Origin of the sequence: Aeromonas sp. R4-2, assembly GCF_040908295.1 — a bacterium.
Taxonomy (GTDB): domain Bacteria; phylum Pseudomonadota; class Gammaproteobacteria; order Enterobacterales; family Aeromonadaceae; genus Aeromonas; species Aeromonas veronii.
Map to the genome: position 1 here is coordinate 236653 of NZ_JBFODL010000007.1, position 12637 is coordinate 249289.

General features: G+C 57.6%; 11 protein-coding genes. 5 read left to right on the forward strand and 6 right to left on the reverse strand.

The window, feature by feature from the left end; genetic code table 11:
* Positions 1-161 precede the first annotated feature (161 nt).
* From AB5Y99_RS03985 to AB5Y99_RS04005, 5 genes are all read right to left on the reverse strand, one after another.
* Positions 162-1787, reverse strand: a complete 1626-nt coding sequence (locus AB5Y99_RS03985) for a methyl-accepting chemotaxis protein (protein ID WP_139493909.1) — start codon at positions 1785-1787, stop codon at positions 162-164.
* 323 nt (positions 1788-2110) lie between these two features.
* Positions 2111-2638, reverse strand: coding sequence for a histidine phosphatase family protein (locus AB5Y99_RS03990; RefSeq protein WP_368208875.1), 528 nt, complete (start codon positions 2636-2638; stop codon positions 2111-2113).
* Between the two features lie 214 nt (positions 2639-2852).
* Positions 2853-3506: a transcriptional regulator gene (locus tag AB5Y99_RS03995; RefSeq protein WP_005334376.1), complete on the reverse strand. Its 654-nt coding sequence runs from the start codon at positions 3504-3506 to the stop codon at positions 2853-2855.
* A 64-nt stretch (positions 3507-3570) separates the two neighbouring features.
* Positions 3571-4860, reverse strand: a complete 1290-nt coding sequence (locus AB5Y99_RS04000; protein ID WP_368208754.1) for a serine dehydratase subunit alpha family protein — start codon at positions 4858-4860, stop codon at positions 3571-3573.
* A gap of 22 nt (positions 4861-4882) precedes the next feature.
* Positions 4883-5266: a Rid family detoxifying hydrolase gene (locus AB5Y99_RS04005; protein WP_005344164.1), complete on the reverse strand. Its 384-nt coding sequence runs from the start codon at positions 5264-5266 to the stop codon at positions 4883-4885.
* Positions 5267-5517: 251 nt separating this feature from the next.
* Here AB5Y99_RS04005 and AB5Y99_RS04010 point away from each other — a divergent pair, with 251 nt between their 5' ends.
* The 3 genes from AB5Y99_RS04010 (at position 5518) to AB5Y99_RS04020 (ending at position 9576) form a co-directional block, all read left to right on the forward strand.
* Positions 5518-6813 (forward strand): amino acid permease, encoded by a 1296-nt coding sequence (locus tag AB5Y99_RS04010; RefSeq protein WP_021229327.1) that lies wholly within the window; start codon positions 5518-5520, stop codon positions 6811-6813.
* Between the two features lie 200 nt (positions 6814-7013).
* Positions 7014-9020, forward strand: a complete 2007-nt coding sequence (locus AB5Y99_RS04015; RefSeq protein WP_368208756.1) for a methyl-accepting chemotaxis protein — start codon at positions 7014-7016, stop codon at positions 9018-9020.
* A 268-nt stretch (positions 9021-9288) separates the two neighbouring features.
* Entirely contained in the window at positions 9289-9576 is a 288-nt protein-coding gene (locus AB5Y99_RS04020) for a hypothetical protein (protein WP_108613157.1), read from the forward strand.
* A gap of 80 nt (positions 9577-9656) precedes the next feature.
* Here the strand turns inward: AB5Y99_RS04020 and AB5Y99_RS04025 are convergent, their stop codons facing one another.
* Complete coding sequence (locus AB5Y99_RS04025) at positions 9657-9845, reverse strand: hypothetical protein (protein ID WP_005334402.1); 189 nt, start codon at positions 9843-9845, stop codon at positions 9657-9659.
* Between the two features lie 234 nt (positions 9846-10079).
* Between AB5Y99_RS04025 and AB5Y99_RS04030 the strand changes: the two genes are divergently transcribed.
* On the forward strand, positions 10080-12077 hold the full coding sequence (locus AB5Y99_RS04030) for an alkyl/aryl-sulfatase (RefSeq protein ID WP_368208758.1): 1998 nt from the start codon (positions 10080-10082) through the stop codon (positions 12075-12077).
* Positions 12074-12598, forward strand: a complete 525-nt coding sequence (locus AB5Y99_RS04035; protein ID WP_005361774.1) for a hypothetical protein — start codon at positions 12074-12076, stop codon at positions 12596-12598. Before AB5Y99_RS04030 ends, AB5Y99_RS04035 begins: the two co-directional genes overlap by 4 nt.
* The last annotated feature ends 39 nt before the right edge of the window (positions 12599-12637 follow it).

Sequence of the window (12637 nt, forward strand, 5' to 3'; positions counted from 1 at the left end):
AATGCACAATTTTTCGGAAAGCGTCACTTCATCAGTCCTGCAATGAATCTCCTCATATACATGGGAGTCGATAACATGTTTCAACGCAGGTGCAGTACGACCAACATGATACTAAAAGGCCCCGAACTCTCGGGGCCTGGGGGTAATGTCATCGAATTATATCAAGCGGCATGTGAGCGCCATTTAAAATGATTAATCTGTGTTCTCATTGACTTGGCCATCTCATCAAGACGCTGACACTTGGCCGATACATGGGCTGCCGAGTCCGAGGTATGTACTGCGATATCGGCAATATTGACCATGCTGCGCGTCATCTCTTCGGTGACTTTGCTTTGCTCTTCGGCTGCAGCAGCGACTTGCACATTGAGATTATTCAGATCATCCACCGCACTCACAATTTCTTCCAAAGAGACGCCGCAGGTCAGCATCAGGGTGTTCGTCTTCTCCACTTCAGATAATCCGATATTCATACTATCAACAGCCATAGTTGCATTCTGTTGCAGGCGGTTGACGGTATTCTGGATTTCTCCGGTAGAGTTTTGGGTGCGCTGAGCAAGTACCCGGACTTCATCAGCCACCACCGCGAAACCGCGCCCCTGCTCACCAGCTCTGGCGGCTTCAATTGCTGCATTCAGTGCCAGTAAATTGGTTTGTTCGGCAATCGAGCGAATAACCCCCATCACCTGAGTAATGTTATTGCTTTCGATAGCCAGGTTTTGCAGCACAGTGGATGTATTTTGCAATTGACCAGAGAGCAGAGCCATATTCCCAATGGTCTCTTTGACAACCGCTTGCCCCTCTTCTGCCTTGTTTTCGGCCTGACGGGCGGCAATTGCAGCACTATTTGTATTCTGGGCGATTTCGTTAACCGTTGCGCTCATCTCATTCATCGCCGCAGCGCTCTGATCTGTCTCCAAACGCTGCTGGGCCATTTGCTCTGCACTGGTTAGCCCCAGCTCGTTCAGTGCATCGGCGCCTGTCGATAACTGTTCGGCCACGTCATCCATCTCGCCAATCAATCTGCGGAAATGGTTAACCATATCATTCAGCGCACGTGCGACTTGCCCCAATTCATCTTCCCGAATAACAGGGACGGTGACGGTCAAATCCTGCTCATGCTGCAATTTATAAAGTGCTCTGCGCAAAGCGGTGAGCGGTTGGCTGATCCCGCGAAAAATCCAGATCCCCAGCACGGATAAAGCGAACAGGGCAATCCCGGTGATGGAGAGGAAGGCAAATGAAAAATCAACGGCCAGACTTTCCAGGGTACCAACATGCTCATCTGCAAATCTCAGCTGGAGTTCAACCAGCTTGCCCAGCTCCTCATTAAAAGGATCAACCGTGCTGTATAACTGATGAATTGCCTTTTCAAGAGGAGCTTTTAATGAAAGATCACTCTTAATACCATCCAGCGTAATATCGGCTTTGTTCATCAATACTTGGGCAGACTCCGCTATCGCCCGCTCTTCCGCAGACATCTTCTGGGCCCTGTAATGCTTCCATTCCGTTGCTGCTTTTAACTGCGCTTCAGTAACGGAACGTTTTGCCTCTTCACGGGTGATTAAGCCAACATGCGCTTTATTGAGCGCATCAACGACACTGACCGCATACAAGTCTGAAATCAGCTTCAGTTCGGATAACTGCTGCACCTCCTCTTCATTCACCTGATGGGCAGCCTGATTCATCAGGCGCATCCCCCAAAGGGAGAGAGTGCACAGCAAAATCATACAAAACAGCGGTACCACAACCAGCATCAATAATTTGCTACGAACCGAGATCCCTTTCATGGTGTCGTCCTCATACTCAGGCCACTGGTCGTTTAATATGCAATTGATACACCAAGCATCACGCGACCACTCATTTCAATACAATCACCCGCTAACCTCATTAAAAAGCGCGGTCTGTGCACCATAGTGCAATGCAAGTTGCAACCTGTTCGCAAAACCAGACCTTAAACACATCACCACAGGAGAAGGGCCAATGCCCTTATTGATAATGCGCTTTTTGAGTCTATTCATCATTTCGTTGATGTCTAATCTTCGCAAAGCAAAATCCGTAGCGCGTTGCAGCCTGCATCGTCCATGCACTGATGGCGGCAACGTCCACGAAACTAGCAGGCAATGCGGGTGATGTGGCCATCCTGCAGCTTATAGAAGGCATCTTGGGGCAACTCCTGTGACCAGGTCGCCTCATAGTCGAGATCGGCATAGACGCCGCGCAACATGGCACCGAGCAGACCGTGGGAGATAACGATGGCCCGCTCGGCGATGGCAGGATCCTGCAACCACTGGTGTGCCCGGCGCTGAATGCTCTCGAAGCTCTCGGCCCCCGGTGCCTGCAGATACCAGTCCCCCTTGCCGGTATCGAGCTCGGGATGAGCGAGCCGCAGCACCGGGATCTGGCAGCTCTCCCACTCCCCCATCCCCAGCTCCATCAACCGATCGTCCCAGATGATGCGATCAGCTGACAGCCCCAACTGCTCACACACCAGCAGTGCAGTCTGACGGGCACGGCCAAGCGGGCTGGCATAGACGGTCCAGCGGGCGGGATCCGCCAGTTCGGCGGCAAGGCGCCGCCCCATGGCGATGGCTTGCGCCTCACCCTTGTCGGTCAGATCGGAGTTGCAACGCCCCTGCAGACGCTGCTAGGCATTGAAGCGGGTCTGGCCATGGCGCAGCAGATAGATGAGTCGAGACATGATTTCTCCAGTACGTTCAGAGAGATAGAAAAATAAAGGGGGAAGATGATAGCAGATGAGCCCGAAGGATGGCCCAAACAGAGAGGCTAAAGCGGGCGTAAAAAACGGGTCAAGGCTGACCCGTTTGCTGCCAATTTGGCCAGAGTGTATCGGCTCAGCCCTTCTTGATCTCCCGCAGATAGCGGTAGATGGAGTGGACCGATATCCCGAGCTGGCGCGCCGCAATCTGGGCACTGTCTTTTAACTCGAAGATCCCCATGTCGTGCAGCTGGTTGACGATAACCCGAGTCTTCTGGGACGGAGGCACCGCCTCGTTGCCACGCACCTCGGCACTGACGGTGTCGATGGTGCTGTTGAGCGCTTCGTCGATGTTGCGGGCGAACACCTCCGGGGTGGCATGGCTCTCGTGGGGATGCATGCACTCCGGCATCATGGTGCGTAGCACGGATTGCAGCGGGGCATCCATGTCGCTGTTGATACAGAGCAACCCGATGGCCCTGTGCTCCCCGTTGCGGATCACGGTCGTGATGGAGCGCAGCGTCTTGCCGGTGGCACACTTGGTCATGTAGGGGCTGGAGATATCCTGCCCGCTCTTGAGCTTCATCATCGCCAGGTTGGTGATGGGGGCGCCGACACTGCGGCCGGTGATATGGCCGTTGGCAATCTTGACGATCGAGGGATTGCGCGCATCCAGACTGTGGAGCAGCACTTCGGTGTGCTGACCATACATGGCGGCGATGCCGTCCACTATGTTCTCCATCGACTTGAGGATCTCAAAATCGCTCGGACTCAACTCTTGCAGCTTCACAATGGGACCTTCTTGCAAGGGTTGCTGCCGGACAATGGGTGCCGGGCAGCAACCGACAGGGACATCAGGCGGACATGATATCAATAATGGTGCTGTCTGTGGCAGACATGCCCTCCTTCACCATCTGACCGACGTTGCGGATGGTCTGATCCACGTCACCTGCGACGATCCCCTGCCCCGACACCGAGTGGCTGTTGAGGGCCATCAGGAAGCCGCGCACCGCCGCGCCGGAGGAGGTACTCACCTTCATAGCGCAGGAGGCTTTCGCCCCGTCACATACCATACCGGCACTGTCGCTCAGTACGTTCTGGATGGCGAAGCAGGATTGCTCGAAGCTGCCGCCCGCCAGATAGACCATGGCCATGGAGGCGGCCGCGCTGGTCACGGTATTGCCACAGAAGGCCGACAGCGGCGGATAGTGGGACTTGATATAGATGGCGCCCAGATGGCTCATGATGAGGGCGCGAGCCAGCTGCTCTTCGCTGGCCGCAAAACGCTCGGCAATCACCATCACCGGAATGGTGGCGGCAATGCCCTGGTTGCCGCTGCCAAAGTTGCTCATGGCTGGCAGGGTCGCGCCCCCCATGCGGGCATCGGAGGCGGCCGCCGTCATCATCACGATGCGGTTCATCACATCCTCGCCGATAAGACCGGCATTGATGTTCTGCTGCATGGTGCGCCCGATCTCGAGACCATAGGGGTTGTTCATCCCCTCGGCGGAGAGCTTGCCGTTGAGCTCGGAGGCTTTGAGGATGAACCTGATCTGCTCGAACTCCACCTGGGTGGCGAACTCGTAGATGGCGGCGATGCTGATATCGACGCCATCGCAGATGGAACCGGTGGCGCCGCCCTGGCTCTGATCGGCGGTGAAGGTCACCTCGCCATCGCGGCGCTGCTCGACGATGCGGGTATGACCGCCGCAGAGGGTCACTTCGGCGCTGTGCTCTTCACCCTTGTCATCAGTGCCATAAACGGTCACGCGGCAGAAGATAAACTCGGGGGCGACGGTGCGGCTCACCTGCACCTTGCCGGCATCGATCAGCTGCTGGGCACGCTCCACCTGTGCTGGCGGGATCGCGGCCAGCACCTCCAGCCCGGCATCGGCGTTGCCACCGATGGCACCGGCCGCGGCCGCAATGGCCAGACCGATCTTGCCGGTGCCCGGCACATAAACACCCATCGAGTTTTTATAGAGATTGTCCGACACCGCAACCTCGAGGCGACCGGGCTCACAACCCAGTTGCCGGACGGCGACAGCCGCGGCATAGGCGGCGGCGATTGGCTCGGTACAACCCAGCGCTGGTTTGACAACCTGTTGAATAATCTGCAGATACTGCTGCCACGCTTGTTTCATCACTTGAACCTTTTTATCAGCATTAACGAGCGATATGGGCGATCGCTTCCACTTCAACCTTGACGCCCATCGGCAGATCCTTCACTGCGAAGCAGCTGCGCGCCGGACAATCTTTCTGGAAATAGGCTTTATAGACCTCGTTGAACGCGGCAAAATCGCTGATCTCGGCGAGGTAGCAGGTGGTTTTGAGCACGGTATCCAGCGAGCCGCCAGCGGCTTCCAGCACGGATTTCAGGTTTTCCAGTGACTGGCGGGTCTGGGCGGCAATCCCCCCTTCCACCACACCACCCTGCTGCTTGCAGACCGGCAACTGACCGGAGGTAAAGATGAGGTCGCCATAGGCAGTGCCGTGGCTGTAGGGACCGATAGCGTCAGGTGCCGCTGCTGCTGTGATGATGCGTTTCATATAGCCACTCCTGTTTGTGCAATTTTTTTTGCAATCACAAATCTCATTCCGTTCAACATTATTTGCTTTTTATTTTATCCATTCAACAAAAAGATACAAAAATGGCGTTTAAAGGCACCTTTCGGCCTCAATATAAACCGTGATCACCATCCTGATTTGAACAAAAGTACTCTTATGGGCATTGTTTATGACAGTTTCATTCAACTATATTTGCGCCGCTTTCCCACATCCCTACAAAAAAGAAGGTTTTAATGGACGCGCATAGCACTACACTCGCCAGCCCCGTGATGGGCACGCTGGAATGGAAAGAAGCGGTTCGCTTCGACAGCACCGACTGGGGCTGGATCATCATGAGCATCGGCATGGCCATCGGCGCGGGGATCGTCTTCCTGCCGGTACAGGTGGGTCTGATGGGTTTGTGGGTCTTTCTGCTCTCGGCAGTGATCGGCTACCCCGCCATGTACATGTTCCAGCGCCTCTTTATCAACACCCTGGCCACCTCGCCGGAGTGCAAGGATTACCCCAGCGTCATCACCGGCTACCTTGGCAAGAACTGGGGTGTGCTGCTCGGCGCGCTCTACTTCGTGATGCTGGTGATCTGGGTCTTCGTCTACTCCACCGCCATCACCAATGACAGCGCCTCCTTCCTGCAGAGCTTCGGCGTCACCGACGGCCTGCTCTCCGAAAACCCGCTCTACGGTCTGGTGTTGATCTGCGGTCTGGTGGCACTGGCCTCGCGCGGCGAAAACCTGCTGTTCAAGATCTCCACCTTTATGGTGCTGACCAAGATCAGCGTGGTGGCAGTGCTCGGCCTGATGATGGTGGACAAGTGGGATGCGGCCAACATCACCGCCATGCCCGCCGCCGGTGACTGGATGAAGGATGCCATCATCATGCTGCCCTTTACCCTCACCTCCATCCTCTTTATTCAAAGCCTGAGCCCCATGGTGATCTCCTACCGCTCGCGGGAAAAGTCGCTGGAGGTGGCCCGCTTCAAGGCGATGCGCGCCATGAATATCGCCTTCGGCATCCTGTTCGTGGTGGTGTTCTTCTACGCGGTCTCCTTCACTCTGGCCATGGGCCACGATCAGGCGGTTAAAGCCTCCGAAGAGAACATCTCCGCACTGGCCATGGTGGCCCAGGGGATGCCCGGCCAGACCCTCAAGCTCCTGAGCCTCACCCTCAACATCTTCGCGGTGATGACCGCCTACTTCGGCGTTTATCTGGGCTTTCGTGAAGCCTGTCAGGGTCTGGCGATGAACCTGTTGCGCCGGGTGCTGCCGGAAAACCGCATCAATAAAGGATTGGTAGGCAAAGGGATCATGGTCTTTACCGTCATGCTCTCCTGGGGTGCCATCGTGCTCAACGCACCGGTACTGAGCTTCACCTCCATCTGCAGCCCCATCTTCGGCATGGTGGGCTGTCTCATCCCGGCCTATCTGGTCTATCAGGTACCGGCGCTGCACAAGTACAAGGGCACCTCCCTCTACATCATCATCGTCACTGGCCTACTGCTCTGTGTCTCGCCCTTCCTGGCGTTCAACTGAGTAGCCAGATAACCAGACAGCCAACAGACGGGTCACCTTCGGGTGGCCCGTTTTCTATTGGTGCGGCTGACCGCGCCCCCGCCCGGAAGTAAAAAGCCAAGGGGATCACAACTTGCAACCGGCCATCACCCAAGGGAGGCCGCTCGGAGTACTATTCAGGCAACACGACTCACGCCCGCACTCAGGTATCGAGGCTTAACATGAAATGGATTTTCAACCCCGCCATCCGGCTGGGCAATCAGCTCTCCTTCAAATACAAATTCCTGCTCTGGTCCTGCCTGATGCTGCTGCCACTGGCCTACAGCATGACCAATCTGCTGGGGCGGCTGCAGGATGACAACGTCCAGGCCAACCGCGAGCTGGCGGGAGTGGCCAATCTCGCCCCCGTGCCCGCTATCGAGCAAGCCCTGCTCACCCATCGCAATCTGGTGACCCGTCACGCCTATGAGGTGGATCCGGTCGGTGATGATCAGGTCAAGGCAGCCGCGCAAGCCGTTGATCAGAGCCTGCAAGCCTTTGCCGACACCCGCCAGAACAACCCCTCCTTTGAGGTGATCCAGCAGGGCTGGGCCGCCCTGCAGAGTGAAGCGGGCAAGCTGGAAGTGGAGCAGAGCAACCTGCGCCACGACAAGCTGCTGACCGAGGTGCGCCACCTCTACAAGCACATTACTGCCAGTAGCAGCCTGATCCAGGATCCGGCGCTCGGTACCTACTACATGGTGATCCTCGCCAGCGAGCGGTTGCCGCAGCTGCGCGACCTGCTGGCCCAGGTGCGGGATCGCGCCGCCACCATCGCCGATTTCGGCCTGTTTCAGGCCGAGGGCTACAGCGGCCTGCGTTTTCGTCTAGACCTTATCAGCGCCACTCTGCAAGAGCTGGAGGCCGATCTGACCCTGCTCTACCAGATTGAACCGGCCTACCGCGCCGAGCTGGGTCAGCAGACCGATGCTCTGATACAGCTGGTGCGTCAGGGGGTCGAGACCATTGAAAACAAGATGATGAAGGATCAGCTGGTGCAGCTCTCCACCAAGGAGGTGCAAGCACTGGGGGATAAGATGGACGAGGCCATCACCGCACTGGCAGGCCAGGTACGCCAGCGGCTGGAGGCCGACCTGCATCAGCGGCTGACCGACAACCAACGCCACTTCTGGTGGGTCACCGCGCCGCTGACCGCCAGCTTGCTGCTCTACCTCTACCTGATGATCGGCGCCTATCTCTCCCTGCGCGACACCGTGGGGCGGGTGCGTGATATTGCCGCCCGGGTCAACGCCCAGGATCTCAGCCAGCATATCGAAATCGTCGGTCAGGACGAGCTGGCCGCCATCAGCCGGGATTACAACGTGACCCTGGAGACCCTGCGCACCCTGATGTTGCGAGTGCGGGAAAATGGCGTCACAGTAGTGGAGAGCGCTACCGAGATCGAAGCGCGCACCTGCCGCTCGCAGGAGGTCATTGCCGATCAGCAAGGGGAGACCCATCAGGTCGCTACCGCCATCAAGGAGCTGGCTGCGACTTCACAAGACATGGCGGGCAACGCCCTGCAAGCCGCCCGCATGACCCAGGAGGCGCAGAACGTGGTCGGTCAGGGCGAGGATGTGGTGGAACGCACCATCAAGGCAATCGACCATATCAACCGCGAGGTGCTGCGTACCGCCGACACCATAGGCCAACTGGAACAGCAGTGCAGCCAGATTGGCGGCGTCATCAGCGTGATCCGCAGCATCGCCGAGCAGACCAACCTGCTGGCCCTCAACGCTGCCATCGAAGCAGCCCGGGCCGGTGAGCAGGGTCGCGGCTTTGCTGTGGTGGCCGACGAGGTGCGGTCTCTTGCCAACCGCACCCAGGGGGCCACCGTCGAGATCCAGCAGATGATTGAACAGCTGCAATCCGGCGCCCGCGCCTCGGTCACCGCCATGTCGGCGGCCAGCCATGAAGCGCAGGAGGGGGTCGGGCTGGCGCAGGAGGCAAAACAGGCTTTCGGCGCCATCACCGAGAAGGTGGATCGAATGGTCGATACCAATGCCATCATCGCCAGCGCCATCGAGCAGCAGGGCGCCGTGGTCAACGAGATCGAACGCAACGTGGTGCGCATCTCCGATGGCAGCGACGAGGCGCTGCAAGTGGCCAACGCCGCCCGCGATGCCGCCCGCCAGATCCACCAGCTCACCGAACAGCTGCGCGCCATGGTACAGAGCTTCGTGCTGTAACATAGCGCTGACAAGCCGGGCTCAACGTGAGCCCGGCATTATCCCGGTCTCGCCCCTGCCCACAACATCTCGGTTGCTCGGATCATCCAGAAAATCTCTGCGACCCACTTGCCGGGCAAACGCCAACAAAGTAGTCTCGAACGAAAACAAAATGCGGCATTCCCGACACGCACGGTCTGCGATGTCGAGGGAAAACAAGCCGCCTGCGAGCCACAGATTAAAACCAGCGTCACGTCATCTATCACCCGCTTCAAGCGAGGATTTACCCATGGCCAGATACCAGTTTTTTACCATTCCGGCGTCCAATCGGCAGCAATACACCTTTATCGACATGGCATCACCGACTTTTCTGAGTGAAAAGGCGGCACTGCTGACCCAAGGATTCGAGGTGGAGGAGGACTTTATTGACGCAACCAGCCCACGGGAGGCCGTCGAGAAGTACCAATCCAATTTTCTCTATGTGGCGGACGAGATTGGCAAGTCTGATAGCAGCTACGCCGCGGCCGTCGCCATGCTGGAGATTGGCAAGGGGTTATTGGGCAATAAAAACCGCTGAGATAAGGTACAGCGGTGAAGAGTGGTGGCCATCGTGGCAACGCGCCCGATGGCCATATGGCAAGACATCAATTCGGTAAGTCAGAAGCGCCCCAGCTGCTGGAGCATCTCGATCAGCTCCTCTTCGCTGCTCGGCTCATAGGCCAGCTGAAGGCTCGGCGCGGCGCCTCCCATCAGCATGTAGACGTTGGTGCTGCAGTGGTCGTAGTGATACCACTTACCGTCGATACAGACGTCGGTATAGCATCTCGGGTCCCTTTTCAGTTCCATATGCACATCCTTTTGTTACATTCCATCAACATCACTCCTGACCGTAAGACAACCCGCTGCGACCTATCTTGATACAGATCAAGATGTGCAACGGCTGTACTCCTGCGGGCGCAATTCCTGCTGTTTTCTTCCCAGATGGCGTTGTGTAGCGCAAGTCCCCGCTCTTCTCTTCCCTGACTTGAGCCTGACTACACTTAGCCCTGTCGACCCACACCACCATCTGGAGTCATACCGATGAAACCGAGGCTTTCCACCCCCACGATTTTCTCGCTCTTGCTCTGTGGCACACTGCTTGTGCAGCCTGCTCTTGTGCAGTCGGCCAAGGCCGCCATCGACCCCAAACCTGCCAGCGAATTTACCATCAAGGCAAACCAGCAGGTGCTCACCACCCTGCCCTTCAATGACAAGCAGGATTTCGAGGATGCCCAGCGTGGCTTTATCGCCAAACCGGAGACCCTGACCATCAAGGATGACAAGGGCAACGTGGTGTGGGATCTGGAGCAGTACAAGAGCTACATCGGCCTCGACAAGGCCGCGCCGGACAGCGTCAACCCCAGCCTGTGGCGCAATGCCCAGCTCAACATGCAGTACGGCTTGTTCAAGGTCACCGACAAGATTTACCAAATTCGCGGCTTTGATCTCTCCAACATCACCTTTATTGAAGGCAACAAGGGATGGGTGGTGTTCGATCCGCTGATCTCCCCGCAAACCGCCAAGGCGGCGCTGGCCTTCATCAACAAGACCCAAGGGGAGCGCCCGGTCACCGCGGTGGTCTACAGCCACTCCCACGTGGATCACTACGGCGGTGCCGCCGGTCTGTTCAACTCGCTGGACGAGGTGAAAAAGAACGGCGTCGAGATCATCGCGCCGGAAGGATTTACCGAACACGCGGTGTCGGAGAACGTCATCGCCGGCAATGCCATGGCCCGCCGCGCCGTCTACATGTACGGCGCCCTGCTGCCGCGCAACCCGCAGGGGGGCGTCAACGGCGGTCTGGGGCAAACCACCTCCACCGGCGTGCCCTCACTGCTGCTGCCGACCCGCTTTATCACCAAAACCGGTGAGACGCTGACGGTCGATGGCGTCAAGATGGTCTTCCAGATGACCCCGGGCACCGAAGCCCCGGCCGAGATGAACACCTGGTTCCCGGACAGCAAAGCATTGTGGATGGCCGAAAATACCACCAACACCATGCACAACATCCTCACCCTGCGCGGCGCCCAGGTGCGTGATGCGCTGAAGTGGGCCAGCTTTCTCAACGAGACCATCGAAACCTGGGGTGATCAGGCCGAGGTCAAGTTCCAGAGTCACCACTGGCCACGCTGGGGCAATGCCAACATAGTCGACTACTTCAAGAAGCAGCGTGACCTCTACAAATACATCCACGATCAGTCGGTACGCCTTATGAACATGGGCTACACCGGCGAGGAGATCTCCGAGCAGATCACCCTCCCCCCCGAGCTCAACGACTTCTGGCCGAACCGCGGTTATTACGGCACCCTGCGCCACAACAGCCGCGCCATCTATCAGCGCTATATGGGCTGGTACTCCGGCAACCCCTCCGATCTCGACAACCTGCCCCCAGAAATGGTCGGCCCCAAATATATCGAGTTCATGGGGGGCGAGCAGGAGGTACTGAAAAAAGCCAAGGCCTCGTTCGACAAGGGGGAATATCGCTGGGTCGCAGAAGTGCTCAAACATCTTGTGTTTGCCAACCCGAACAACACAGAGGGCAAGCTGCTGCTGGCAGATGCACTGGAGCAGCTGGGCTATCAGGCTGAATCCGGCCCGTGGCGCTCCGTCTATCTGCAAGGCGCCTATGAGCTGCGCAATGGCGTTCCTAATGTTGGCGGAACAGTCACCGCCTCACCGGACACCATCCGGGCCATGAGCCCCAGCATGCTGTTTGACTATCTCTCGGTGCGCATTAACCCCGAGAAAGTGGCGGGCAAGAAGATGGTCATCAACATGGCGTTCACCGACATCGGGGAGAAACATACCCTGAGTCTGGAGAACTCGGTGCTCAACCACACAACCCGCTATGCCGCCAAGCCTGATGTGACCATTACCCTGAGCAAGAAGACGCTGGATGATATCCAGCTCGGTCAGGGCACCATGGAGCAGAAGATCGCCAACGGCGAGATCAAGATCGAGGGTGATCAGCAGAAGTTCAGTGACTTCATCAGCCTGCTCGACAAGTTCAACTTCTGGTTCAACATAGTGACGCCATGATGCAACGCACCTTGCGCGCATGCATGGTTCTGCTCTGCCTCATCCCCGGGATCGGGCAGAGCTGTGGTTATGATGCCCTTTATCCCAATCCGTTCGAACAGAGCTGGCCGGGGACGGTCAATATTGCCATGGCCACGGCGACTGCGGTGAGCCGTGAGCAGTTACCCCCCTTGGCAGCCCTGACAGGCGAAGCCGGCTTCTCCCGTAGCCAGGCATGGCTCCAAACCCTCAAAAGTCGACTCCAGCAGGCAGGGGTAGGCGGCGGGATCTCCATCCTGCTTATCGACTCAGGACTCTGGTCCAGAGTACGAGGCAAGGAGTCCCTACTGCTCCAGCTGCACACCAGCGGCCCAAACCCCAAAGACCGGGTGATGCTGCTGAGTGAAGCCGCCATCAACGCCATGTTGAATGGGTCGCTCACCATCGAGCAGGGACTGCAATTGGGTATTGTGGAGCTGCAAAGAGACGACAATCAGCAGTTGCAGCGGGATCTGCACAAGGCGCTGAGCTCGCAGACCTGACCACCACAGGAGAAACAGATAGGGCAAAGGGAGGCAAAT

Bases quoted from the DNA above. Each gene is read 5' to 3' on its own strand.
- AB5Y99_RS03985 (WP_139493909.1), bottom strand. From the start codon at position 1,787: ATGAAAGGGATCTCGGTTCGTAGCAAATTATTGATGCTGGTTGTGGTA.
- AB5Y99_RS04035 (WP_005361774.1), top strand. From the start codon at position 12,074: ATGATGCAACGCACCTTGCGCGCATGCATGGTTCTGCTCTGCCTCATC.
- AB5Y99_RS04015 (WP_368208756.1), top strand. From the start codon at position 7,014: ATGAAATGGATTTTCAACCCCGCCATCCGGCTGGGCAATCAGCTCTCC.
- AB5Y99_RS04030 (WP_368208758.1), top strand. From the start codon at position 10,080: ATGAAACCGAGGCTTTCCACCCCCACGATTTTCTCGCTCTTGCTCTGT.
- AB5Y99_RS04020 (WP_108613157.1), top strand. From the start codon at position 9,289: ATGGCCAGATACCAGTTTTTTACCATTCCGGCGTCCAATCGGCAGCAA.
- AB5Y99_RS04005 (WP_005344164.1), bottom strand. From the start codon at position 5,266: ATGAAACGCATCATCACAGCAGCAGCGGCACCTGACGCTATCGGTCCC.
- AB5Y99_RS04025 (WP_005334402.1), bottom strand. From the start codon at position 9,845: ATGGAACTGAAAAGGGACCCGAGATGCTATACCGACGTCTGTATCGAC.
- AB5Y99_RS04000 (WP_368208754.1), bottom strand. From the start codon at position 4,860: ATGAAACAAGCGTGGCAGCAGTATCTGCAGATTATTCAACAGGTTGTC.
- AB5Y99_RS04010 (WP_021229327.1), top strand. From the start codon at position 5,518: ATGGACGCGCATAGCACTACACTCGCCAGCCCCGTGATGGGCACGCTG.